The sequence below is a fragment of the Streptomyces sp. NPDC001848 genome, from assembly GCF_042891915.1.
GTDB lineage: Bacteria > Actinomycetota > Actinomycetes > Streptomycetales > Streptomycetaceae > Streptomyces.
Genome location: NZ_JBIATP010000010.1, coordinates 317,305 through 341,543, shown reverse-complemented (window position 1 = coordinate 341,543; position 24,239 = coordinate 317,305). Strand labels below are relative to the sequence as shown.

The window sequence follows — 24,239 nt, the reverse complement described above, 5'->3', positions numbered from 1 at the left end:
CGGCACCCCAGGGGGCGCATGTGGCGGCTGCCGATGCACCTGCGCGCGGTGGCGAGTTGGGACTGAACGGTGACACCGGCGGGGAGTCTTCGGGCCGTGGGGTGTGATTGATTTGCGCAGTGCGCGTTCGGGATGCGCCGGAGTGGGGGGCCTGAGGGGATCAGGCCGTGCGAGGGGAGAGGGAACGTGAGCGGGCGACCGATATCGGGGGCGGCGGTTGGCGCCCGGGTGAGAGAGACGCAGGGACGCGCTCCGGCTGTGGCGCCCCCGGGTCGAACGATCCGAACGATCCGAGGGGAAGGGCGGCGGCGCACGGGGCTGCCTGCGTTGATACTCGGTGCCCTCCTGCTGACCGTCACCGCGTGCGGTGGGGGAGGGGGAGGCGGTGACGCAAAGGGCCAGGGCTCCGGCAAGGCGGCGGCCAAGCAGTCGCAGGCCGTCGTCACCATAGCCCCGAAGGACGGAGCCAAGGACGTGGACACGAGCGGCGCCCTCAAGGTGACCGCCGCCAAGGGCAGACTCACCCAGGTCGAGGTCAAGGACCCGAAGGGGCACGAGATCGCCGGGACCATCACCGGTGGGGGGAGCTCCTGGACCCCGTCGACCCACCTCGCCTCGGCCACCACGTACAAGGTCCACGCGGTCGCCGAGGACGCCTCGGGCCTGACCTCCGCCGCGGAGTCCTCGTTCACCACGCTCACTCCGAAGAACACCTTCGTCGGCGTCTACACCCCGGACAACGGCTCCACCGTCGGCGTCGGCATGCCCTTCTCGGTCCGGTTCACCCGGGGCATCACCCACCCGGCCGACGTCGAGAAGGCCATCACCATCAAGACCGAGCCCGCCGTCGAGGTCCGCGGCCACTGGTTCGGCAACGACCGCCTCGACTTCCGGCCCAAGGACTACTGGAAGCCCGGCACCAAGGTCACCGTGAACCTGAACCTCGACGGCGTCGAGGGCCGCCCCGGCGTCTACGGCGAGCAGGCGAAGACCGTGAGCTTCACCATCGGCCGCAGCCAGGTCTCCACCGTGGACGCCAAGGCGCACACGATGGTCGTCAAGCGGGACGGCAAGGTCGTCAAGACCCTCCCGGTCACCACCGGCAAGCCCGGCTACGACACCTGGAACGGCCAGATGGTCATCAGCGAGCGCCTGGTGGTGACCCGGATGAACGGCGAAACGGTGGGCTACGGCGGCGAGTACGACATCAAGGACGTGCCGCACGCCCAGCGCCTGACCGACTCCGGCACCTTCATCCACGGCAACTACTGGGGCGGCGACGCCTTCGGCAACTACAACGCCAGCCACGGCTGTGTCGGCCTGCGCGATGTGAAGGGCGGTTACGACAGCTCGGTGGCGGCCGCCTGGTTCTACGACCACTCGATGGTCGGTGACGTCGTCGTCGTGAAGAACTCCCACGACGCCACGGTCGCGCCCGACAACGGGCTCAACGGCTGGAACATGCCCTGGGACGAGTGGATCAAGTAACGCCGATCCGCAGTGACCGGGCCCGGTGCGCCGCTGTGAGCGAGCACACCGGGCCCGCTGTCGTTAGTCCCCGTTAACCTCCTCCCATGACTGTGCATCTCGAAGTCGCCGAGGGCGTGGGCACCCTCCGTCTGGACCGCCCGCCGATGAACGCGCTGGACGTCGCCACCCAGGACCGGCTCAAGGAACTCGCCGAGGAGATCACGCGCCGCGACGACGTGCGCGCCGTGGTCCTCTACGGCGGAGAGAAGGTGTTCGCCGCGGGCGCGGACATCAAGGAGATGCAGGGCATGGACCACACCGCGATGGTCCTGCGCTCCCGCGCCCTGCAGGACTCCTTCACCGCCGTCGCCCGCATCCCCAAGCCCGTCGTCGCCGCCGTCACCGGCTACGCCCTGGGCGGCGGCTGCGAGCTGGCGCTGTGCGCGGACTACCGCATCGCCGGCGAGAACGCCAAGCTGGGGCAGCCGGAGATCCTGCTCGGCCTGATCCCGGGCGCGGGCGGCACGCAGCGGCTGGCCCGGTTGATCGGCCCGTCCAAGGCGAAGGACCTGATCTTCACCGGGCGCCAGGTCAAGGCGGACGAGGCGCTGGCGCTGGGTCTGGTGGACCGGGTCGTTGCGGCCGACCAGGTGTACGCCGAGGCGCACGCCTGGGCCGCGAAGCTCGCGCAGGGGCCGGCGATCGCGCTGCGCGCCGCCAAGGAGTCGATCGACACGGGTCTCGAGACGGACATCGACACCGGCCTCGCGGTGGAACGCACCTGGTTCGCGGGCCTGTTCGCGACCGAGGACCGCGAGCGCGGGATGCGCAGCTTCGTGGAGGAGGGGCCGGGCAAGGCGAAGTTCGTGTGAGGATTGCCAGGCGGCCGTAACCTGAGCATTGTTCAGCAACTCACGTTTGTGGCACCTGGAGTTGACGCGACGTCCTGTTCCCCGTCCCTCGATGGGGCGGATTATGGGAGCCTTAAGGCAGCCTTAAGGCCTGAGCGTCGAGATCGACCGGCGATTGCCCCCAACTGGCCCGTCGTCGCAGGCCAGTTGGGGTGCCGCAGCCCTCGGATTGCGCTTGGCATATGCCGGCCGAATGGTGAGGAATGCGTGCTTCCGGGGGGCGTATTCCGTCGTAACGACCCCGAGCCCCCCTCCGGGCGGCCATGATGGGTCCATGGCGGGGCTGGAGGGTATGGAGCCGCCGCGGCGGCACGGAGGTGCTACCGCGGCACGCTGGTCGCCTGCGGTCGAGGACGAACAGGCGCTCAAGGCACTGGAGTTGTTCGGAAACCCCGCCGAGACCGATGTGCCGCTGCCGTCCCGGCCCGAATCCGCCGCCACCGCGCGCCGGCTCGCCCAGGTCGTGATCCTGCGCCACTGGGGGCTCGGCCCGCGCATGACCGAGGACGCCGTCCTGCTCGTCTCCGAACTCGTCGGGAACGCCGTGCGGCACACCGGCGCACGCGTCTTCGGGTTACGTATGCGGCGGCGCCGCGGCTGGATCCGCGTCGAGCTCCGCGACCCCTCGCGGGGGCTACCCTGTCTGATGCCCGTCCAGGAACTCGACATCAGCGGCCGTGGTCTGTTCCTCGTCGACAAACTCGCCGACCGCTGGGGTGTCGACCTGCTGCCCCGCGGCAAGACCACCTGGTTCGAGATGCGGGTCCCTGACCGGTGACCGCGACCCGCCCCTTCCAGGAAAAGGTCAAATCGTCGATTTCTCCACCAACCCGTCCTTAAATGGGGAGAGTGACCACGCCTGTCCCTCCCTCCCCATCCGACCGCGAGACCGATCGTCAGACGGACACCGCTCGCACCGTGCCCGGCCGTCGCGCGGCGCTGCGCGCCGGCGCGGGACTCGCCGCCGCCGGTGCCCTCGCCGCCTGTTCCCCCGGCGACACCGTCGTCCACCGGACCCTTCCGTCCCGCGCCACCGGAACGCGCTCCGCCAACGGATCGCACGTCCCGATCGCCGCACCCGTCCCACGCTCCCTGCCGGGGCAGCCCGCCCAGATCGCCAACGGTCCCCGCAACCGCCCACGGGTTGCGCTCACCTTCCACGGCCAGGGCGACCCCTCCTACGCCACGTCGATCCTCCGCACGGCCGAGGAGGCGGGCGCCAAAGTCACCGTCCTCGCGGTCGGCACCTGGCTCGACGAGCACCCGGAGGTCGCCGGCCGCATCCTGGAGGGCGGTCACGACCTCGGCAACCACACCCTGCGCCACCTCGGCATCACCACCATGTCCGAGCCGCAGGCATTCGCCGAGATCAAGGGATGCGCGGAGCGGCTGCGGCACCTCACCGGAGCCATCGGCGCCTGGTTCCGCCCGTCCCGGGCGCAGCGCGCCACCCCGCTCGTCGAATCCCTGGCCCGCCGCGCCGGCTACCCGCACATCCTGTCGTACGACGTCGACTCGCTCGACTACACCTCACCGGGCGCAGCCGCCGTCACCCGCAAGGTCATCGACGAGATCCGCAACGGATCGGTGGTGAGCCTGCACTTCGGGTACCCGGACACGGTCACCGCCCTCCCCGACATCCTGCACGCACTCAAAGACCGCGGCCTCGCCGCGGTGACCACCACGGAGTTGCTGAGCTGATGCATCCCACGACCGTCACGCGCGTACTGATCGCCGGCGCCGCCCTCGCCGTGCTGGCCGGCTGCAGCAGCGGGTCCCCCCACAGGAAGGACGAGGGCACAGCCTCCAAGACCCCCGTTCAGCGCGCCCAGCCGCAGGCCCTCCAGGGACTGCCGGGCATGCCGCCCGTGCTCGACCCCAAGGACGTCTACGCCGCCGACCGCCCGGGGCAGCTCTCCCCGGTGGTCAAGGACTTCCCGTCCCGGGTGTACGTGCCCAACACCAACTCCGACACCGTCTCCGTCATCGACCCGAAGACGTACAAGGTCATGGAGACGATCCGGGTCGGCCGCCAGCCCCAGCACGTGGTGCCGTCCTGGGACCTGAAGACGCTGTGGGTCAACAACGACCTCGGCAACTCCCTCACCCCCATCGACCCGAGGACCGGCGAGGCGGGCGAGCCGGTCGCCGTGCACGACCCCTACAACCTGTACTTCACACCGGACGGCAAGTACGCGGTGGTGATGGCCTCCAAGGACCGTCAGCTGGTCTTCCGCGACGCGCACACCATGAAGGTGAAGAAGGCGGTCCCGGTGAGCTGTTACGGCGTCAACCACGCCGACTTCTCGCTCGACGGACGCTACTTCATCGTCTCCTGCGAGTTCAGCGGCGAACTGCTCAAGGTCGACACGGAGAAGATGAAGGTGATCGGCCGGCAGAAGCTGCCGCACCGCGGCGCCATGCCGCAGGACGTCAAGGTCTCTCCGGACGGCAAGAGGTTCTACATCGCCGACATGGTCGCCGACGGCATGTGGATCCTGGACGGCGACACCTTCGCCGAGCCGTCCTTCCTGCCCACCGGCAAGGGCGCGCACGGGCTCTACGTCAGTCGCGACTCCCGCGAGATGTACATCTCCAACCGGGGCGAGGGCACCATCTCCGTCTTCGACTTCAAGGAGAACCGGCTGACGAAGAAGTGGCGCCTGCCGAACGGCGGCAGCCCCGACATGGGCGGTGTCTCGGCCGACGGCAAGGTGCTGTGGCTGTCCGGCCGCTACAACTCCGAGGTGTACGCCATCGACACGAAGACCGGCCGGCAACTGGCCCGGATCAGGGTGGGCAGCGGCCCGCACGGCCTCGCCGTCTACCCCCAACCGGGCCGCTACTCCCTCGGCCACACGGGCGTCTTCCGCTGACGCCGCCGCCCTACGGAGGACCTCCAGCCCGCGGGCGGCACGACCTCCTTGAGTCTCCACCCACTGGAAGGCCCAGACTCGCAGATGTGATCGACGACGGCACCGGCCTTTTCACCATCGGCGACCTGGCCCGCGCCACCGGACTGACCGTGCGCACCATCCGCTACTGGTCCGACGAGGGCGTCCTGCCCCCGGTGGCCCGCTCCACGGGCGGCTACCGGCTGTACGACGCCGCGTCCGTGGCACGCCTGGAGCTGATCCGTACCCTGCGTGAACTGGGCCTCGGCCTGGCCGACGTGCGCGGGGTGCTGGCGGGCGAGCGGACGGTCGCGGAGGTGGCGACCGCGCACGTGGCGGCCCTGGACGCGCAGATCCGGGCGCTGAGGGTGACCAGGGCGGTGCTGTCGACGGTGGCGCGACGGGGATCGAGCGCGGAGGAGATGACCCTGATGAACAAACTGGCGCGGCTGTCGGCGGCGGAGCGGCAGCGGATCGTGGACGGGTTCGTGGACGAGATGCTCCACGGACTGGACGCGGTGGACCCGGAGATCCGGGAGCGGATGCGCCGCACGGCGGCCGACCTGCCCGACGACCCGACGCCCGAGCAGGTCGACGCCTGGGTGGAGCTGGCCGAGATGTTGCAGGACCCGGAGTTCCGGGCGCAGATGCGGAAGGCGGCCGAGTTCAACGCGGCCGACCGGCGGCCCGACGTTCCCCCCGGGGCGTCCCTGTGGTTCGCCAAGCGGCTTGTCGAACTGGCGGGCCGGGCACGTGAGCGGGGCATCCCACCTGAGGCGCCCGAGGCCGACGCCGTGCTGCGGGACCTGTTCGGCGACACCGACCGGGCCGCCGTGCGGGAGCGCATGGAGACGGCTTTCGACGAACGGGTCGCCCGCTACCGCGAACTGATGTCCGTCGTCAACAACCAGCCCCAGCCTCCGCACCAGGAGGAGTTCGCCTGGGTGGTCGCCGCACTGAGGGCTCGCGCGGGCCGTTAGTCTGACCTGCGTCAGTACGACGACACGACAGAACAACGCGACACAAAAGGGGCGGACCGGTGGCGGACATCGAGGAAGCACGCAAGCACTTCGCGCGGATCGACGCGGACGGTGACGGTTTCATCACCACGACCGAGTTCAAGACCGCCCTGGCTCAGGGGGGCGACTGGAACGTCACCGAGGCAGTGGCCGAGGCCATCATCAAGTCCCGCGACCTCAACGGCGACAAGGTGCTGTCCTTCCACGAGTTCTGGACGCACCTGAACAAGTGACGCGGTGCGGGGGCGCCGGTCCTTGCGGGCCGGCGCCCCCCTTCGTCATGCGTGGCGGCTGACCCGCACGTTCCAGCGCCCGTCCCGGCGCTCCAGCGTGAGCGGCAGGTCGAAACACTTGCCGACCTGGTCGCCGGTCAACACCTCGGCGACCGGGCCCAGAGCCAGCACCCGGCCCTCGCGCAGCAGCACGGCGTGCGTGGTGCCCGGCGGCAGCTCCTCCAGGTGGTGCGTGACCAGGACCGTCGCCAGGTGCGGATGGGCCAGGCGCAGCTCCTCCAGCGCGCCGATCAGCTGCTCCCGGCCCGGCAGGTCGAGGCCGGTGGCCGGTTCGTCCAGCAGCAGGAGCCGGGGCTGCGGCATGAGCGCGCGGGCGATCAGGGTCCGGCCGCGCTGACCCTGGGAGAGCGTGGGCCAGCGCGCCTCACGGTGGTCCGTGAGCCCCAGGGCCCGGATGAGCTTTTCGGCCCGCTGCTCCTGCTCGGGCGCCGGCCGCCACCGGGGCAGCGGCTCCACGGAGTTGGTCAGCCCCGTCAGCACCACGTCCCGCACCCGCAGCGGCGAGGTCAGCGGATGGCGCGGATTGACGTGACCGACCGAGGACCTGAGTTCCCGCAGGTCGACGCGTCCCAGACGGCGCCCGAGGACCTCGACGGTGCCCCGGGTGGGGTGGATCAGGGCGCCGAGCAGGCCGAGCAGGGTGGACTTGCCGGCGCCGTTCGCGCCCAGCAGGGCCCAGTGCTGGCCGGCCCGGACGGTGAGGGACACCTCCTGGAGGATCGGCCGCCCGTCCCGTACGACATCGACGTCCTCCGCCCGCAGCACCTCCGTCACCGGGCCGCCGCCCGGTTCACCGCGCAGAGCACGGCCCGGACCGACGCCGCGACGGGCGAGATGTCCCGGCCCGCGCCCCAGACCGTGGTGCCGTCGACGCGGCACTCGGCGTAGGCGACCACGTCCCCGTCCACGCCCGCCTGCTCGGCGATGTCCAGCACCTGGACGGTGTACCCGGCGCCGGCCAGGGCGTCCGTGAAGGCCGTCAGCGGGCCGGTGCCCGTGCCCTCGTGGTCCCCGGTGCGGTCGTCGGTCTCCAGGGTGCAGACGAAACGGTGCCTGCCGGAGGCTTCCGGATGCGTCGACCAGGCGGCCAGCCGCACCTCGCCCTCCGCGAGATACGCCGCCCGGAACAGCTCGTACACCTCCTTGGGCGTCGCCTCCCGCCCGCTGTCGTCCGTGGCCTCCTGGACGATGCGTGAGAAGTCGAGCCGCATCCGGGGCGGCAGGTCGATGCCCGCGTGCGTGCGCAGCAGATACGCCACACCGCCCTTGCCGGACTGCGAGTTGACCCGGATCACCGCCTCGTACGAACGCCCCACATCGGCCGGGTCGATCGGCAGATACGGCACCGCCCACGGGGCCTCGCCCTCGGGCACACCCGACTTGGCCGCCACGCGCGCGTGATGGTCGAGTCCCTTGCTGATCGCGTCCTGGTGCGTGCCGGAGAACGCGGTGTGGACCAGGGCGCCGGCGTACGGGTGGCGCGGGTGCACCGGCAGGCGGTTGCAGTGCTCGACCGTCGCACGGACCGCGTCCAGGTCCCGGAAGTCGAGCATCGGATCGACCCCCTGGGCGTGGAGGTTCAGGGCGAGGGTCACCAGGTCGACGTTGCCGGTGCGTTCGCCGTTGCCGAAGAGGCAGCCCTCCACCCGCTGCGCTCCAGCCAGGACGGCGAGTTCGGCGCAGGCCACTCCCGTGCCGCGGTCGTTGTGCGGGTGCACGGACAGGATCACCGCGTCCCGGCGCGCGAGGTGCCGGTGCACGTACTCGATCTGGTCGGCGTAGACGTTCGGGGTGGCGATCTCGACGGTCGCGGGAAAGTTGTGCGTGACCGGCCGGTCGGGGCTCGCGTCCCACAACTCGGTCAGCCCGTCGCAGAGTTCCAGCACGAAGTCCGGCTCGGTGAGGTTGAAGGTCTCGGGCGAGAACTGGAAACGGACGTACGAGGACGGCATCCTCCCCGCGTTCCGCGCCATGCGCGTCGCCGCCTCCCGTACGGTCCGCCACACCTCGGCCCGGCCCCGCCCGAGCACCACCTCGCGCCACACCGGGGAGGTCGCGATGTACAGGTGCACGACGGCCCTCGGCAGCCCCTCGATCGCGTCGAACGTCGTGTCGATCAGGTCGGGGCGCGCGGGCGTGAAGACGACGGGCGTGACGTCGTCCGGGACGGCTCCGGTGATCACCAGGTGACGTACGAAACCGAAGTCGGTGCGGCTCGCGGACGGATAACCGACCTCGATCTCCTTGAACCCGGTGGCGACCAGCAGGTCGAAGAAGCGGCGCTTGCGGGGCGTGTCCATGGGCTCGGCCAGCGCCTGGTTGCCGTCGCGCAGGTCGACGGGGACCCACAGGGGTGCGCGCTCGATGCGGGCGGAGGGCCAGTTCCGGTCCTCGACGGGGACGTGCACGCGCTCGTGGAAGGGGCGGTAGCGGTGGTACGGCATGGGCCCGGGACGCTGGGGATTCCACACCGGCGTCTCGTGGGTGGTGGTCATCGTCTGCTGCCTTCGGCTCGGTCGGACGGTGACCGGCAGCACGGCACCCCGCGGCGGGGCGCCGGTCGCGATCAAACCCCGCCGCGGCAGCCGAGGAGAAGGAGACCGCGCAGCGTCATGCCGGTACGCTATCCACTGCACAGCTCCTCAGACAAGTGCGAACCGCCCTACTCCTCAGACAAGTTGGTGACACCGCCATGCCGCTCGACGCCGTCCGCCCCAGCCCGCTGGTCGAACAGGCCGCGGACCGGCTGCGCGCACAGATCACCGGCGGCCACTGGCCGGTCGGCACACGGCTGCCCGGCGAGACCACGCTCGCCAAGGAACTCGGCGTGGGCCGCTCCACGGTCCGGGAGGCGCTGCGCGCGCTGGCCGGGGCCGGGCTGGTGCAGCCGCGCCACGGCTCCGGCGTCTTCGTCATCGCGACCGAGCCCGTCGAGGACTGGCCCACCCGGCTGCGGCGGGCGGCGGTGACGGACGTCTACGAGGTCCGCATGGCGGTCGAGGTCCACGCGGCCCGCCTGGCCGCGCACCGCCGCACCCCCGACGACATCGCCACGATGGAAGCCGCCCTGGCGGGCCGGCGCACGGCGTCCGCAGCCGATGACGCGGCGTTCGTCGATGCCGACATCGCCCTGCACACGGCGGTGGTCGCCGCCGCGCACAACCCCGTACTCGCCGACCTGTTCGCCGAGTTCACCCCCGCCCTGCGCGAAGCGCTCATCGACATGCTGTCCCTGACCCGTGTGCGCGACCAGGACGCGAACACGGGCGACGACTCCCACGCGGCCCTCGTACGGGCCGTCACCGACGGGGACGCGGAGGCGGCCGGCACCGTACTGGGTGAAGAACTCGAGGGGACCCTCGCCCTGCTGCGGGAGCAGGCCCCCGACACCCGCCCCGGGCAGGCCGCGAGTCGACGTCACCCGTTCGCCACGGACCGGAATAGTTCGCCGCGCGCCGGGGTTGGACACGCCCGGCAGAGGCTGTGAAGGACACCGACCCCCGGAAGGGCGAGGCGAGTCATGAAGATCGGCATCATCGGCGCGGGCAACATCGGCGGCAACCTGACCCGGCGGCTCACCGCCCTCGGCCACGACGTCTCCGTCGCCAACTCCCGCGGCCCGCACACGCTCGCCGCACTCGCCGAGGAGACGGGCGCGACCCCTGTCACGGTGCGGGACGCGGCCCGCGGCGCCGAGATCGTTGTGATCACGATCCCGGTGAAGGCCGTACCCGACCTGCCCTCCGGGCTGCTGGAGGGCGCGGCGGAGGGCGTCGCCGTGATCGACACCGGCAACTACTACCCCAGGGAGCGGGACGGCAGGATCGCGGCGATCGAGGACGAGGGCCTCACCGAGAGCCGCTGGACCGAACGGCAGATCGGCCACCCCGTGATCAAGGCCTTCAACGGCACCTACGCCCAGGACATCCTGGACCGTCCCCGCCCGGCCGGAGCCCCCGACCGCATGGCGCTGCCGGTGGCGGGCGATGACGCGTCGGCGAAGGCGAAGGTCAGGGCCCTGCTCGAGGAGCTGGGCTTCGACACGGTGGACGCGGGCGGCATCGACGACTCCTGGCGCCAGCAGCCCGGTACTCCGGTCTACGGCCTGCGTGCCGGCCTGGCCGAGGTCACCAAGGCGCTGGAACAGGCGTCGCCCGAGCGGCCTGCGGAATTCCGCGCGTAGGCGTTTGCTCACCGCCGTTCGGTTGCCCGCGGTGGCGCGGGACCGCGGCGGTCACCGGCAGTCAACTGCGCGAAACACTGCTCCGCCTGGGCCCGCAGGGCGGTGGCCGGGGTCAGGCGTTCTGCGCCCACGCCTTGAGCGCCGCCTTGTCGGCGAAGTTCGCCACGTTCTGGTCCACCGGGTCCGACGTGTACTGGTGGAAGCGCCACGAGGCCTCGATACGCGGCTTGCCCGCGGTGACGTAGTCGGCGATCCACAGGCCGTCCCCGGCGTAGGACGTGGTGTCGATGGTCAGCCAGAAGTGGCGGCTGGTGTAGAGCAGCACGCGGTTGTCCGGGCGGAGCTGCTTCACCTTGCGGATGAAGGCGTCCTTCTCCGCGTTGCTCGCGTGCGTCCCGTCGCCGGTCGTCTCCCAGTCCACGGCCAGCAGGTCGCCCGCCCGCTCCGGAGCCTTGCCGACGAAGTACTCGGCCTGGGCGGTGATGTCGCCCGGCCACAGGAAGTGGTAGAAGCCGACCACGCAACCGGCGTCCCGGGCGGTCTTCGTCTGGGCGGAGAGTTTCGGGTTCACATACGAAAGCCCCTCCGTCGCCTTGACGAAGACGAAGGAGAGGCCGTCCGTGCCGTACGCGGAGGACTGGTACGCGCTGACGTCGATGCCTCGCAGCATGGGGGCTCCCTCAAGAGGTGGTGGGGGGAACAGGTATCTACACGGATCGATGCCTGTTGTCACCTTTGTACGGGTGGTATGCCCCCTGCGCCGGGACGTCAGCCCCGGTCGGCCACCGAACTGAGGACCGACGCCGACTTCGTCGACCAGTCGGAGGTGATCACACTGGCGTGGTCGTGGGCGAGCAGCGACAGGCGTGCCGCGACCTCGGCGTCCGTCGGACTGGTGGACGAGATCGCCGGGGATACACCGGCCGCGTCCGTCATGATCAGGATGTAGTGGTTGTCGTCGTACCAGGCGGTGTCGTAGCCGTTGTTGACGTACGTCGCCGCGTCGCCGTCGAAGAACACGAACCACGGGCGGATGGAGGCGTCGTAGCGGCCGGCGCGCGGGTCGCCGGAGGCCGCGCCGAGAACGGCGGGGAAGGCCTCGGCCTTGGAGATGTTCCCGGCGGCGTACAGGTTGTGCAGGTGGTCGCCGTACTCCCGGTCGGTCCAGTAGTGGTCGAACGGGTTCTTCATCTCGACCGTACCGGGGATGAGTTCGAAGACGACCTTGCCCTTGAGGGCGTCCCGCGACGGCCAGGCGTTCGCCTTCGCGGCCGCGTCGAGCGTGGAGTAGGTGGAGCCGAGCAGGTCGGACGGTTTGTAGACGATGTTGCCGAGCTTCGAGGCGACCAGCGCGTCGAACTCGTCCGGTCCGAGGCCGCCGTTGTTGTTGAAGCCGTTCTTCATCTCCACCTTGAAGACGATCGGCCGGTGGTCGGGGTGCAGCTGATGCCAGGCCGCGATGTTGTCGAGGCAGCTGCCGAGGTCCTGGTTGCGGTTCTTGCTGTACAGCTCGCTCGGACTCTTCGCGGCCTCGCAGTTGTTGTCGTCGCCGAACGGATTGCTGTGGCTGACCCGCCAGCGCTTGCTGATGCTGTCCGTGTAGACGTCCAGTTCCAGAAGTGAGGCCCCCGAGTCGAGGGCCTGAGCGAAGTATGTGTACTTGTCCTTCTCGTACGCGTTGTGCGTGCCGATCGTGGTCGCGTCCGCGAACGTGGGGGACGCCGCGTGGGCGTTCCCCGGTAGCACCACCAGCATCGCCGCGGCACCCAGCAGCGCCGCAGACCGTCTCACCACACGCATGGTCCAACTCCCTTTTGTCGTCGCCGAGTTGGCGGCAGCGTAGGAGAGAGTGGTTACCGTGCGGTAGCCCCTGGAGGAACCTGAGGCGCTACAGGAACAAGAATCGCGTCAGCATTCGATGATGTTCACGGGCTCGGCGGTTCCGCCCGGTCCGTGGTCGACGAAGGCGGTCAGGGGTGATGGCCGTAGGCCTTCTTCCGGGTCGCGGCCGCGTCCTCCTTGTCGGAATGCGCGATCACGAGGACACCGTCGAGATCGATGATGACCTGGCCGTCTGCGGTCAGGGCGTTCTCGCCGGCCAACGACCAGACGCGGTTACGGACTTCGGACCGTGCGGACCGGATGGCCTGCAGGGCTTTCTCGCCGGAGGCAGCGAGGGTGTCGATCAGGCGGGAGATGGTCGGGTCGGAGGCGACCGGGCCGAGGGCGGCCGGCTCACACCGTGGCATCGCGACGTCCGCGGGGCAGTCCCCGCCCAGTACGACCGCCAGGGCGACGTCCAGGGGGGAACAGGGCATCCCGCCCGGCACGCTGCTGCTGCCGACCACGCACGCCCACCCGGCCGCCCCGGTTGAGCGCGGCCGGTGCGGGAGGCCGGTCGTCCTGCACTCACCGGGCCTGCGCAGCGACCGTAGCCTCGGCACTGTTCCGATCGAGGAACCAGCCGGCCACGGCTACCTGGTCGTGGCCATCGACCACACCTACGACGCTGACCAAGTCGAGTTTCCCGGCGGCCGGGTGGAAACCTTCGCCATCACCGGCGACATCGACGATGCCCTGATCGCCAAGGCCCTCGCTGTCCGCACCGCGGACACCCGGTTCGTGCTGGACCACGCCACTCGTCGAAGCCCGGGACCCCAAGAGTTTGGACAGGCCCTCGCAGTCCAGGACGAGAGTGCCGCTATGCGGCGTCCGCCGAGCCCGCCGTGTCACCGCGCAGGAGGGCTCGCTTGGCGTCGACGGCAGCTTCGTCGACCGGCCCGTGTTCGGCTTCGGCGTCTTCGACGAGCTCATGTAGCCGGGACTTTCCGCCGTGTGAGCAGGGAAGGCCCCGACAGCGCTGAAAGACACGAACGCGCTGGTCAGGGCCTACCTGCCTAGCACTCGATGATGTTCACCGCGAGCCCGCCCCGCGCCGTCTCCTTGTACTTGACGCTCATGTCCGCGCCGGTCTCCTTCATGGTCTTGATGACCTTGTCGAGGGAGACCTTGTGCGAGCCGTCACCGCGCATCGCCATCCGGGCCGCCGTGACCGCCTTCACCGCAGCCATGCCGTTGCGCTCGATGCACGGGATCTGGACCAGACCGCCGACCGGGTCGCAGGTCAGGCCGAGGTTGTGCTCCATGCCGATCTCGGCCGCGTTCTCCACCTGTTCGGGGGTGCCGCCGAGCACCTCGGCCAGCGCACCAGCCGCCATGGAGCAGGCCGAGCCGACCTCACCCTGGCAGCCGACCTCCGCGCCGGAGATGGACGCGTTCTCCTTGAAGAGCATGCCGATCGCTCCCGCGGCGAGCAGGAAGCGGACCACGCCGTCCTCGTCGGCGCCCGGGACGAAGTTCATGTAGTAGTGCAGGACCGCCGGGATGATGCCCGCGGCGCCGTTCGTGGGGGCGGTCACGACCCGGCCGCCGGCCGCGTTCTCCTCGTTCACCGCCATCGCGTAGAGCGTGATCCACTCCATCGCGCGGGCCGTCGCGTCGCCCTCGGCGCGCAGCTGGCGCGCGGTGACGGCCGCGCGGCGGCGCACCTTCAGACCGCCGGGGAGGATGCCCTCGCGGGACATGCCGCGCTGGACGCACTCCCGCATGACGCGCCAGATCTCCAGCAGCCCGGCGCGTATCTCCTCCTCCGTGCGCCAGGACCGCTCGTTCTCCAGCATGAGAGCGGAGATCGACAGGCCCGTCTCCTTCGTGAGGCGGAGCAGCTCGTCACCGGTGCGGAAGGGGTACTTCAGGACCGTGTCGTCCAGCTTGATGCGATCCGCGCCGACCGCGTCCTCGTCCACGACGAAGCCGCCGCCGACCGAGTAGTACGTCTTCGACAGCAGCTCGGCGCCCGTGCCGTCGTACGCCCGGATCGTCATGCCGTTGGCGTGGTACGGGAGCGCCTTGCGGCGGTGCAGCACCAGATCCTTGTCGAAGTCGAACGCGATCTCGTGCTCGCCCAGGAGATTGATCCGGCCCCCCGTCCTGATCGCCTCCACTCGGGCGTCCGCCGTCTCCACGTCCACCGTGCGCGGCGAGGCGCCCTCCAGGCCGAGCAGCACCGCCTTCGGGGTGCCGTGGCCGTGCCCGGTCGCGCCCAGGGAGCCGTACAGCTCCGTCCGCACCGACGCGACGGAGGGCAGCAGGCCCTCGTTGTGCAGTCGCCGCGCGAACATGCGTGCCGCGCGCATCGGGCCGACCGTGTGGGAGCTGGACGGGCCGATGCCGATCGAGAACAGGTCGAAGACCGAGATGGCCACGGTCACTCCTCAAGACAGGGGGTGATGGGGCACCCTTCCCCGGGTGCCCCACCGGGGACTTACTTGTTCAGACCCGGGTACAGCGGGTGCTTCTCGGCCAGGGCCTTCACCCGGGCCTTCAGGGCCTCCGCGTCGTACGAGGGCTTGAGCGCCTCGGCGATCACATCGGCGACCTCGGCGAAGTCCTCGGCCTGGAAGCCGCGGGTCGCGAGGGCGGGCGTGCCGATGCGCAGGCCGGAGGTGACCATCGGCGGGCGTGGGTCGTTCGGGACCGCGTTGCGGTTGACCGTGATGCCGACCTCGTGCAGGCGGTCCTCGGCCTGCTGCCCGTCCAGCTCGGAGTCACGCAGGTCGACCAGGACCAGGTGCACGTCCGTGCCGCCGGTCAGCACGTTCACGCCGGCCTCGCGGGCGTCGGCCGCCGTCAGCCGCTCGGCGAGGATCTTCGCGCCCTCGACGGTACGGCGCTGGCGCTCCCGGAACTCCTCCGTGGCGGCGATCTTGAAGGACACCGCCTTGGCCGCGATCACGTGCTCCAGGGGGCCGCCCTGGAAGCCCGGGAAGACGGACGAGTTCAGCTTCTTCGCGAAGTCCTTCTTGGCGAGGATGATGCCGCCGCGCGGGCCCCCGAGGGTCTTGTGGGTCGTGGAGGTGACCACGTCCGCGTACTCGACCGGGTTCGGGTGGAGGCCGGCGGCGACCAGGCCCGCGAAGTGTGCCATGTCGACCCACAGGTACGCCTCGACCTCGTCCGCGATCCGGCGGAACTCGGCGAAGTCCAGCTGCCGCGGGTACGCCGACCAGCCGGCGATGATCACCTTCGGGCGGTGCTCCTTGGCGAGCCGCTCGACCTCGGCCATGTCGACCAGGCCCGTCTCGTCCACGTGGTAGGCGACCACGTGGAACTGCTTGCCCGAGAAGTTCAGCCGCATCCCGTGGGTCAGGTGGCCGCCGTGCGCCAGGTCCAGGCCGAGGATGGTGTCGCCGGGCTGGGCCAGCGCGAACAGGGCCGCCTGGTTGGCGGAGGCACCGGAGTGGGGCTGCACGTTGGCGTACTCCGCGCCGAACAGCTCCTTGATCCGGTCGATGGCGATCTGCTCGGTGACGTCGACGTGCTCGCAGCCGCCGTAGTAGCGGCGGCCCGGGTAGCCCTCGGCGTACTTGTTGGTGAGGACCGAACCCTGCGCCTCCATGACCGCCAGCGGGGCGAAGTTCTCGGAGGCGATCATCTCCAGGGTGGACTGCTGGCGGTGCAGCTCGGCGTCGACCGCGGCGGCGACGTCCGGGTCGAGCTCGTGCAGGGGCGTGTTCAGAAGGGTCATCTGCGCGGGTGCTCCTCAGCCGGCGATGTGGGTGTCGTACTCGTCGGCGGACAGCAGGTCGGCCGGTTCCTCGGACACGCGTACCTTGAACAGCCAGCCGCCCTCGAAGGGCTCGGAGTTCACCAGCGACGGGTCGTTGACCACGTCCTCGTTCACCTCCGTGACCTCACCGCTGACCGGGGAGTAGAGGTCGCTGACCGACTTGGTCGACTCCAGCTCGCCGCAGGTCTCGCCCGCGGTCACCGTGTCACCGACCTCCGGGAGCTGGACGAAGACGACATCGCCGAGCGCGTTGGCCGCGTGCTCCGTGATGCCGACCGTCGAGACGCCGTCCTCGGCGTCCGACAGCCACTCGTGCTCCTTGCTGTAGCGCAGCTGCTGGGGGTTGCTCATGACCTGAATTCTCCTGTACGCGGGGGAGTGGTGGTGAAGGGAGTACTGCTGAAGACGTGCGTGGGCACGGCGGAGGTGCGCGGAATCACGTCACCTGCCCGCCGAGGGCCTACTTCCGGCGCTTGTAGAACGGCAGCGCCACGACCTCGTGCGGCTCGTGGCTGCCCCGGATGTCCACCCCGACCCCGGGCGTGCCCGGCGCGGAGTGCCCGGCGTCGACGTACGCCATCGCGATCGGCCTGCCCAGCGTGGGGGAGGGCGCCCCGGAGGTGACCTCGCCGATCACCTCGCCGCCCGCGACGACCGGGTACCCGGCCCGCGGTACGCGGCGGCCCTCCGCGATCAACCCGACGAGGACGCGCGGCGGGTTCTCCTGGGCACGGGACGCGGCCGCCTCCAGCGCGGCACGCCCCACGAAGTCGCCCTCCTTCTCGAACTTCACCACCCGGCCGAGCCCGGCGTCGAAGGGCGTCAGCGAGGTGCTCAGCTCGTGCCCGTACAGCGGCATGCCCGCCTCCAGGCGCAGCGTGTCCCGGCAGGACAGCCCGCAGGGGACCAGACCGACCGGCGCGCCCGCCTCGGTCAGCGCCTGCCACAGCTTCTCGGCGTGCTCGGGCGCGACGAACAGCTCGAAGCCGTCCTCGCCGGTGTAGCCGGTGCGCGCGATGAGCGCGGGGACGCCCGCGACCGTGCCGGGCAGGCCCGCGTAGTACTTCAGGCCGTCGAGATCGGCGTCGGTCAGGGACTTCAGGATGCCGGGGGACTCGGGGCCCTGGACGGCGATCAGCGCGTACGCGTCCCGGTCGTCGCGCACCGCGGCGGCGAAGCCCGCGGCGCGCTCGGTGAGCGCGTCCAGCACCACCTGGGCGTTGGAGGCGTTGGCGACGACCATGTACTCGTTCTCGGCCAGCCGGTAGACGATCAGGTCGTCCAGGATGCCGCCGTCCTCCTGGCAGATCATGGTGTAGCGGGCGCGGCCCACGCGGACGGAGGCGATGTCGCCGACCAGCGCGTGGTTGAGGAACCGGTCCGCCTCGGGCCCGGTCACCGTGATCTCGCCCATGTGCGAGAGGTCGAACAGGCCCGCCTTGGTACGCACGGCGACGTGCTCGTCACGCTCGGAGCCGTACCTGAGGGGCATGTCCCAGCCGGCGAAGTCGGTCATCGTCGCGCCGAGCGAACGATGCAGGGCATCGAGCGCGGTACGGCGCAGGGGGCTACTGCTGCTCATCGGTTGTGCTCCCAGGGCGTGGGGTCCCCCCGCGCGAGCGCATTCGAGCGTGGGGGAGGGCGAGGTCGGTCCTCCCCATCTGTCATCGGAACCTGAGAGGTTCGCCATGAACACCCGCGCGGCGGGACGTCACGGCTTGCACCTTGGGTGGAGCCACCGAGAAGCAGCCCGCTTTCCAGATGTGCCTCGCCCGCGCGGTATCGGGGCCTGAGAGATTCAAGGGAGGGACTTGCTCCTTCGGCGCCCGGGCCCACGTACGCAACCCCGTACGTCCCCGGAACTCTCCCGCGCGGATTCAAGCGGCCGGTATGCAGTTGGCGCGCACATCATTGCACGCCTCGCCCGATCCCGGCAGGGCTGCACTTGTGACCGGCCTGTGGCAGTACGCGGACACCACCACGAGAAACCGTCCATTACCTTCTCTTTACACTCGGCGGGGATGGGACTTCCTGACCGCAAGGGAGGACGATCACGGTGAACAGGACGACGGCGTACGCCACGACCACGGGCATCGCGGTACCCCGGCAGTCCGGCGCCCCGGCCCGGCGGGCCCACGCGCGGGTGCCCGCGCCGGTGGTCCGCGACCTGCGCGACCGCGGCGGCCGCAGCCCGTACGGGCTCACCTTCGGCGCCCGCGACCTCGTCGTGGTCACCGGCCTGCCCGGCAGCGGCAAGTCCACCCTCATGCGGCGCGCGGTACGCGGCGCCCGCGTCGACTCCCAGGACACCCGCGACCGCTGGGACGCGCGCCTGGCCCGCTTCCTGCCGTACGCGGTCTACCGCCCCCTGGTCCGCCTCGCGCACTACGCGGGCCTGCGCCGCGCCCTGCGGGCCGGCACCGGAGTCGTCGTGCACGACTGCGGCACCCAGACCTGGGTGCGCACCTGGCTGGCCCGCGAGGCCCGGCGCCGCGGCGGCACGCTCCACCTGCTCCTGCTCGACGTCACCGCCGACACCGCCCTGGACGGCCAGCGCGAGAGGGGCCGATGCGTCTCCCGGTACGCCTTCCTGCGCCACCGCAGCGCAACCCGCCATCTGCTGCGCGCCGTCGAGCGGGGACGGTTCCCGGAGGGCTGCGGTTCGGCGGTCCTTCTGGACCGGGACGCGGCGGACGTGCTGCGCCGGATCGACTTCGCGGACCGGGTGGACGGGGCGGAATGAAACGCCTTCGCGGACCGGGCGGGAGGGGCGGAACGAATCGCCGCGCCCGCGGAGCCGTTAGCCTTTTCGCCACACCAGTGGTACTCGGCAGGCGGTAGGCACATGGACTTCCCGGCGGACCTTCCCGCGGACTTCCCCGCACAGACGCACCCCCATCCGCACGGCGGATGGCCGGGCAACGAGCTGGAGGAGGTGCTCTCCGCCTCGCTCGGCATCCCCTCGGCGGGCGCCCGGATCGTCGAGGTGCTCGGCCGCAGCTACCTGTGGGTGCCGCTGCCGAACGGCGGTGGCCCGCACAGCGGCCCCCTCGACCTGCCCACGCTGGAGATCGAGGGCCAGGCGTACGTCCCGGTGTTCAGCTCGGAGGAGCAGTTCCGCCATGTCGCCGGCGGGCACATGTCGTTCACCGTCGCCCCCGCCGTCGAGTTCGCCCGCGGGCTGCCGCCGCAGGTTGGTATCTCGGTCAACCCCGGCGGCGTGGTCGGCATACCCCTGCCTCCGGACGCGGTGGCCGAGCTCTGCCGCGTCGGACGCACCCCGCTGGACGGCCCCACGACCGGTGGCCGCGTCCGCCTCTTCGAGCCCGACTGGCAGGACGACCCGGTGGACTTCCTCGCCGCCGCGTCCGCCGAGTTCACGGCGGCCGGCGTGGTCCTCACGGCACGCCGCTGCCTCGCCGCCGTCGAGACGGCGGACCCGGTGTTGTTCATCGGCGTGGAGCTCTCCCAGTGGGAGGGCGACCTGCGTGCCCTCCCACTGGACGCCCTGGGCCGCGCCCTGGCCAAGGTGGCGGTCAAGTGGCCGGTCAATCTGGTCCTGCTGGACGTGGCCCAGGACCCGGTGGCCGACTGGATGAAGGAGAAGGTCCGGCCCTTCTATCAGCAGGGCTACTGAGGCAGCCCCGACAAGGGCGCCGGGCTGTGTCGATGTGCGGCTGCGCCGCGACGGGGGTTTCCTGTCCGGGCGCGGCCGAGGCTTCGGGGAGCGACCGACCACGAACGACCGCGACCGGCCGGGGCAGCAGGCCCCGACCGGGTGGCGCTTAAGCTGTTCCCCAACGCGCAACTTCCAGAAGAGGCGGTACGACAGGTGAGCGCGAGCGCCAGCGCCAGCGTCGAGCACATGCTGCGCCAGGTGACGCCCGGGCGTTACGACGCCTACGAGGCGCTCCTGCGCGCGCTCGCGACCCCGTCCACGGGCAGGGTCTGGATGCTGCTGTGGCACGGCCAGTCCGGCTCGCCCGACGCCCAGTACGCGACCATGGAAGTGGACGGCCATGGCTACGCGCCCTGCGTCACCTCGGCACAGGAACTCTCGGCCAGCGGCTGGAGTCGCTCCTACGAGGTGATCGACGGCGCCGACGTGGCCCGCGCCCTCTACCCCGGCCACTACGGCCTGTGGCTGAACCCGCACGCGCCCGGCGGCGGGGTCGGCATCCCCTGGCTGGACCTGCGCCGCATCGCCACCGGCCTGGAGCGCCAGCCCGCGGGCCCCCTGAGGCTGTCGGAACCGGCCATCGAGATCCCGCAGTTCTACGCCCTCCTCACGCAGAACGCCCACCGCACCCCCGCCGTGCGTTCCTTGCGCCGCGCCTGGGTGCAACCGTCCCTCGGCGCCCCGTACCTGGCGATCGGCCTGGACGTCTACGACACCTCACCGCCGGCCGTCGACTCGGTGCGCGCGATGATGCAGCAGTCCGTCACGGCCGTCCCGGAGGGCCTGCCGGTGTCGACGGTCGCGCTGTCCGACGAACACGACCCGGTGGCGATGTGGCTGCGCGTCAACGCTCGTCCGTTCTACGACCGCGAAGCCCACGCCCCGGCAGCGGCGCCCGCTGCGGGCGGCTACGGCTATCCGCCGGCACGCGGGGTGTACTGACGTCCCTACTCTCCGGGCGGAGGACGGGTTCGGTACCCGGACCTCTTCTTCGCGCGTAGATGAGGGCGGTTGACCCCTCTCTGCTGCGGTGTGTCCCCATTTGCTGCTGTCCGCACCGCGTTACCGGCTGTCCGGATAACGGATCTCCCCAGTCCGCATCACGTTTATGCATCCTTTCACCGTCAAGTCTGGCCACTGATCGCCGAAGCGTTGAAGACTCCCGCTTCAAGGGGTTCGCCCCTGTGTACGACGGACTGATTCATGCCGCCACCGCGGCAAGTGCGGGCCGGCCATCGCCGGTTGAGAGGGGTCCCTGCCAGATGACGGCACCATTGCACGAGCCGACTGCGGAAGCGGCCCCGGGGGCGGCCGAGGAAGCAGCGGCTGCCGCCACCGACGCGAAGGCCGTTCAGGGCCGGTCCCTGGGACGGATCGCCTGGGAGCGCCTGAAGCGGGACAAACTCGCCCTGACGGGTGGCATCGTCGTGCTCGTCCTCATCGTGATCGCCATCCTCGCGCCGGTGATCGCGCACCTGGTCGGACAGGACCCGGACGTCTACCACGAGAACCTGATCGATCCGCTGTTCAGTACGCCCACGGGGTCCCTGGGGGGCATCAGTGGTGACCACCTGCTCGGCGTCGAACCGGTCAACGGCCGGGACATCTTCGCCCGCATCCTCTACGGCGCCCGGATCTCGCTGCTCGTCGGCTTCCTGTCCGCCGTGGTCGCGGTGGTCCTGGGCACCCTCTTCGGTATCCTCGCGGGCTTCTTCGGCGGCTGGGTCGACTCGGTCATCAGCCGTGTGATGGACGGCCTGCTCGCCTTTCCGCAGCTGCTGTTCATCATCGCGCTGGTCTCCGTCATGCCCAACGCGATGCTGGGCCTCACCGGCACGGGCGTGCGCGTCTTCGTGATGATCCTGGTCATCGGTTTCTTCGGCTGGCCGTACATCGGTCGCGTGGTGCGAGGTCAGACGCTCTCCCTGCGCGAGCGCGAGTACGTCGAGGCGGCCCGCTCGCTCGGCGCCGGGCGGTTCTACATCCTCTTCAAGGAGCTCCTGCCCAACCTCATCGCGCCGATCATCGTGTACACGACGATGATGATCCCCACCAACATCCTCACCGAGGCGGCGCTCAGCTTCCTGGGTGTGGGCGTCAAGCCGCCCACGTCCTCCTGGGGCCAGATGCTCTCGAGCGCGATCGACTACTACGACTCGGACCCCATGTACATGGTCATCCCGGGCGTGGCGATCTTCATCACGGTTCTGGCCTTCAATCTCTTCGGTGACGGCGTGCGGGACGCCTTCGACCCGAAGGGATCGCGCTGAAGTGCCGTACCCCAAGCGTCCCGTGAGCTCATCCACGGGGTCTCTCATCAAATCCGGAGGATCCGAGATCGTGACTACCCAACGCACCTCAGGGCGGCGCAAGCAGGCCCTTGCCGCTGCCGTAGTGGTCGCCGGGCTGCTGACCACGGCGGCGTGCGGCGGTGGCAACGGCGACAGCGGCTCGAAGAACGGCGCGGCCGGCTTCAACGCGGCGAACAACAAGGTTGCCCAGGCCGACCTGGTCAAGAAGGGCGGCACCCTGAAGTTCGTGAGCACGCAGGACGCCGACTCGTGGGACACCACGCGCGGTTACTACGGCTTCATGTGGGACTTCGCCCGCTACTACAGCCGTCAGCTGCTCACCTACAAGACCGCGCCGGGTGCCGAGGGTGCCCAGCTCACCCCGGACCTCGCCACGGACATGGGCAAGGTGACGGACGGCGGCAAGACCTACACGTTCACCCTGCGCGACGGCATCACCTGGGAGGACGGCAAGCCGATCACCTCGCAGGACATCAAGTACGGCATCGAGCGCTCCTGGGCCCAGGACGTCCTCTCCGGCGGTCCGCCCTACCTCCAGGCGATGCTGGACCCGAACAACACCTACAAGGGCCCCTACAAGGACACCTCGAAGGACCACCTGGGCCTGAAGGCGGTCGACACGCCGGACGCCAAGACGATCGTCTTCCACCTCCCGCAGCCCAACTCGGACTTCCTGCAGGTGCTCGCGATGGTCGTGTCGTCCCCGGTCCGCCAGGACATGGACACCAAGTCCAAGTACGGCCTGCACCCGTTCTCCTCCGGCCCGTACAAGTTCCAGTCGTACACCCCGGGCAAGAACCTGACCCTGGTCCGCAACGCCAGCTGGAAGGCGTCCTCGGACCCGGTCCGCAAGGCCTACCCGGACCAGATCACGCTGGACATCTCCACCAACCAGGCCGACTCCGACCAGCGCCTGATCAACGGCGACTACGACATCGACGCGAGCCAGACCGGCCTCGGCCCGCAGGGCCGCCAGATCGCCCTGAAGGAGCACAAGGCGAACCTGGACAACCCGGTCTCCGGCTTCATCCGGTACGCGGTCTTCCCGCAGAGCGTCAAGCCGTTCGACAACCTCCACTGCCGCAAGGCCGTGATCTACGCCGCCGACCACGTGTCGCTGCAGACCGCCCGCGGTGGCCCCATCGCCGGTGGTGACATCGGCACCAACATGCTCCCGCCGTCGGTCGCCGGTGGCGAGGGCCAGAAGTACGACCCGTACCAGATCGCCGGTGCCAACAAGAACGGCAACGTGAACCTGGCCAAGCAGGAGCTGAAGGCCTGCGGCCAGCCGAACGGCTTCTCCACCACCATCGCCGTCCGCAACAACAAGTCGCAGGAAGTCGCCACCGCCGAGTCCCTGCAGGCCGCGCTGAAGAAGGTCGGCATCAACGCCGACATCTACCAGTACGACGGCTCGCAGTCCCCGGGCATCATCGGCTCGCCCTCGAACGTCGCGAAGAAGAAGCTCGGCATCATCGTCATGGGCTGGGGTCCGGACTTCCCGACCGTCCAGGGCTACGGCTACCCGCTGTGGGACAGCAAGGCCATCCTGCAGAGCGGTAACAACAACTACGCCCTGATCAAGGACCAGACGATCGACGGCCTCTTCGACCAGTACAGCACCACGCTGGACGACTCGAAGAAGACCCAGATCTCCACCGAGATCAACCACAAGGTCATGGAGGGCGCGTACTACCTGCCCTTCACGTTCGAGCGGCTCCTCAACATCCGCTCCTCGCGTGTGGCCAACGTGTACACGTCGAACGCGTACAGCGGCTACTACGACTTCGTCAACATCGGCCTGAAGTCCTCGAAGTAAATCCGGCACACCCGCCGTACGGCACGAAAG

At 70.2% G+C, this 24,239-nt stretch carries 22 protein-coding genes, 2 pseudogenes and 1 riboswitch; of the genes and pseudogenes, 14 read left to right on the top strand and 10 right to left on the bottom strand.

The window, feature by feature from the left end; all coding sequences use genetic code 11:
- Positions 1 to 186: 186 nt before the first annotated feature.
- The 7 genes from ACFYZJ_RS22635 to ACFYZJ_RS22605 all read left to right on the top strand — a co-directional run bounded on the left by ACFYZJ_RS22635 (position 187) and on the right by ACFYZJ_RS22605 (position 6,527).
- Positions 187 to 1,488 (top strand): Ig-like domain-containing protein, encoded by a 1,302-nt coding sequence (locus ACFYZJ_RS22635; protein ID WP_388570745.1) that lies wholly within the window; start codon positions 187 to 189, stop codon positions 1,486 to 1,488.
- A gap of 86 nt (positions 1,489 to 1,574) precedes the next feature.
- A complete protein-coding gene (locus ACFYZJ_RS22630; protein WP_388570743.1) occupies positions 1,575 to 2,342 on the top strand; it encodes an enoyl-CoA hydratase/isomerase family protein in 768 nt (255 codons plus the stop codon).
- Between the two features lie 313 nt (positions 2,343 to 2,655).
- The gene (locus tag ACFYZJ_RS22625) at positions 2,656 to 3,159 is read left to right on the top strand and encodes an ATP-binding protein (protein WP_388570741.1); all 504 of its coding nucleotides are present in this window, start codon (positions 2,656 to 2,658) and stop codon (positions 3,157 to 3,159) included.
- Positions 3,160 to 3,299: 140 nt separating this feature from the next.
- Complete coding sequence (locus ACFYZJ_RS22620) at positions 3,300 to 4,082, top strand: polysaccharide deacetylase family protein (protein WP_388570739.1); 783 nt, start codon at positions 3,300 to 3,302, stop codon at positions 4,080 to 4,082.
- A complete protein-coding gene (locus ACFYZJ_RS22615; protein WP_388570737.1) occupies positions 4,082 to 5,257 on the top strand; it encodes a hypothetical protein in 1,176 nt (391 codons plus the stop codon). The genes ACFYZJ_RS22620 and ACFYZJ_RS22615 overlap by 1 nt, the downstream gene beginning before the upstream one ends.
- A gap of 86 nt (positions 5,258 to 5,343) precedes the next feature.
- Positions 5,344 to 6,255, top strand: a complete 912-nt coding sequence (locus ACFYZJ_RS22610) for a MerR family transcriptional regulator (protein WP_388570736.1) — start codon at positions 5,344 to 5,346, stop codon at positions 6,253 to 6,255.
- Positions 6,256 to 6,314: 59 nt separating this feature from the next.
- Entirely contained in the window at positions 6,315 to 6,527 is a 213-nt protein-coding gene (locus ACFYZJ_RS22605; protein ID WP_388570734.1) for an EF-hand domain-containing protein, read from the top strand.
- A 45-nt stretch (positions 6,528 to 6,572) separates the two neighbouring features.
- On the opposite strand, the gene ACFYZJ_RS22600 is transcribed toward ACFYZJ_RS22605, so the two are convergent.
- Both ACFYZJ_RS22600 and ACFYZJ_RS22595 read right to left on the bottom strand, forming a co-directional pair.
- Positions 6,573 to 7,361 (bottom strand): ABC transporter ATP-binding protein, encoded by a 789-nt coding sequence (locus ACFYZJ_RS22600; RefSeq protein ID WP_388570732.1) that lies wholly within the window; start codon positions 7,359 to 7,361, stop codon positions 6,573 to 6,575.
- The gene (locus ACFYZJ_RS22595; protein WP_388570731.1) at positions 7,358 to 9,082 is read right to left on the bottom strand and encodes a 2-isopropylmalate synthase; all 1,725 of its coding nucleotides are present in this window, start codon (positions 9,080 to 9,082) and stop codon (positions 7,358 to 7,360) included. The genes ACFYZJ_RS22600 and ACFYZJ_RS22595 overlap by 4 nt, the downstream gene beginning before the upstream one ends.
- Positions 9,083 to 9,279: 197 nt before the next feature.
- Between ACFYZJ_RS22595 and ACFYZJ_RS22590 the strand changes: the two genes are divergently transcribed.
- Both ACFYZJ_RS22590 and ACFYZJ_RS22585 read left to right on the top strand, forming a co-directional pair.
- A complete protein-coding gene (locus ACFYZJ_RS22590) occupies positions 9,280 to 10,074 on the top strand; it encodes a FadR/GntR family transcriptional regulator (protein ID WP_388570730.1) in 795 nt (264 codons plus the stop codon).
- A gap of 27 nt (positions 10,075 to 10,101) precedes the next feature.
- Positions 10,102 to 10,770: pseudogene (locus tag ACFYZJ_RS22585) on the top strand (NADPH-dependent F420 reductase); the annotation flags it as partial.
- Between the two features lie 112 nt (positions 10,771 to 10,882).
- Here ACFYZJ_RS22585 and ACFYZJ_RS22580 read toward each other — a convergent pair.
- From ACFYZJ_RS22580 to gcvT, 8 genes and pseudogenes are all read right to left on the bottom strand, one after another.
- Positions 10,883 to 11,440 carry a glycoside hydrolase family 25 protein gene (locus ACFYZJ_RS22580; protein ID WP_388570728.1) on the bottom strand — a complete coding sequence of 186 codons (558 nt, stop codon included), beginning with the start codon at positions 11,438 to 11,440 and terminating at the stop codon, positions 10,883 to 10,885.
- A gap of 98 nt (positions 11,441 to 11,538) precedes the next feature.
- Entirely contained in the window at positions 11,539 to 12,570 is a 1,032-nt protein-coding gene (locus ACFYZJ_RS22575; RefSeq protein WP_388570727.1) for a phosphatidylinositol-specific phospholipase C domain-containing protein, read from the bottom strand.
- Between the two features lie 126 nt (positions 12,571 to 12,696).
- Positions 12,697 to 13,073 (bottom strand): annotated as a pseudogene (locus tag ACFYZJ_RS22570) (transposase); the annotation flags it as partial.
- Positions 13,074 to 13,179: 106 nt separating this feature from the next.
- Positions 13,180 to 13,404, bottom strand: coding sequence for a hypothetical protein (locus tag ACFYZJ_RS22565; RefSeq protein ID WP_388570726.1), 225 nt, complete (start codon positions 13,402 to 13,404; stop codon positions 13,180 to 13,182).
- 263 nt (positions 13,405 to 13,667) lie between these two features.
- Positions 13,668 to 15,035: an L-serine ammonia-lyase gene (locus ACFYZJ_RS22560; RefSeq protein ID WP_388570724.1), complete on the bottom strand. Its 1,368-nt coding sequence runs from the start codon at positions 15,033 to 15,035 to the stop codon at positions 13,668 to 13,670.
- Positions 15,036 to 15,094: 59 nt separating this feature from the next.
- Positions 15,095 to 16,357: a serine hydroxymethyltransferase gene (gene glyA, locus ACFYZJ_RS22555; protein ID WP_388570722.1), complete on the bottom strand. Its 1,263-nt coding sequence runs from the start codon at positions 16,355 to 16,357 to the stop codon at positions 15,095 to 15,097.
- Between the two features lie 15 nt (positions 16,358 to 16,372).
- Positions 16,373 to 16,750 carry a glycine cleavage system protein GcvH gene (gene gcvH / locus ACFYZJ_RS22550; protein WP_388570720.1) on the bottom strand — a complete coding sequence of 126 codons (378 nt, stop codon included), beginning with the start codon at positions 16,748 to 16,750 and terminating at the stop codon, positions 16,373 to 16,375.
- Between the two features lie 109 nt (positions 16,751 to 16,859).
- Positions 16,860 to 17,981: a glycine cleavage system aminomethyltransferase GcvT gene (gcvT, locus tag ACFYZJ_RS22545; RefSeq protein ID WP_388570718.1), complete on the bottom strand. Its 1,122-nt coding sequence runs from the start codon at positions 17,979 to 17,981 to the stop codon at positions 16,860 to 16,862.
- 185 nt (positions 17,982 to 18,166) lie between these two features.
- Positions 18,167 to 18,279, bottom strand: a riboswitch (glycine riboswitch).
- A 170-nt stretch (positions 18,280 to 18,449) separates the two neighbouring features.
- Here gcvT and ACFYZJ_RS22540 point away from each other — a divergent pair.
- The 5 genes from ACFYZJ_RS22540 (at position 18,450) to ACFYZJ_RS22520 (ending at position 24,209) form a co-directional block, all read left to right on the top strand.
- Entirely contained in the window at positions 18,450 to 19,142 is a 693-nt protein-coding gene (locus ACFYZJ_RS22540; RefSeq protein ID WP_388570780.1) for an AAA family ATPase, read from the top strand.
- A 102-nt stretch (positions 19,143 to 19,244) separates the two neighbouring features.
- On the top strand, positions 19,245 to 20,036 hold the full coding sequence (locus ACFYZJ_RS22535; protein ID WP_388570717.1) for an enhanced serine sensitivity protein SseB: 792 nt from the start codon (positions 19,245 to 19,247) through the stop codon (positions 20,034 to 20,036).
- Between the two features lie 228 nt (positions 20,037 to 20,264).
- Positions 20,265 to 21,020, top strand: coding sequence for an enhanced serine sensitivity protein SseB C-terminal domain-containing protein (locus tag ACFYZJ_RS22530; RefSeq protein ID WP_388570778.1), 756 nt, complete (start codon positions 20,265 to 20,267; stop codon positions 21,018 to 21,020).
- 320 nt (positions 21,021 to 21,340) lie between these two features.
- On the top strand, positions 21,341 to 22,348 hold the full coding sequence (locus ACFYZJ_RS22525; protein ID WP_388570715.1) for an ABC transporter permease: 1,008 nt from the start codon (positions 21,341 to 21,343) through the stop codon (positions 22,346 to 22,348).
- A gap of 70 nt (positions 22,349 to 22,418) precedes the next feature.
- Positions 22,419 to 24,209 carry an ABC transporter substrate-binding protein gene (locus ACFYZJ_RS22520; RefSeq protein ID WP_388570713.1) on the top strand — a complete coding sequence of 597 codons (1,791 nt, stop codon included), beginning with the start codon at positions 22,419 to 22,421 and terminating at the stop codon, positions 24,207 to 24,209.
- Positions 24,210 to 24,239: the final 30 nt, after the last annotated feature.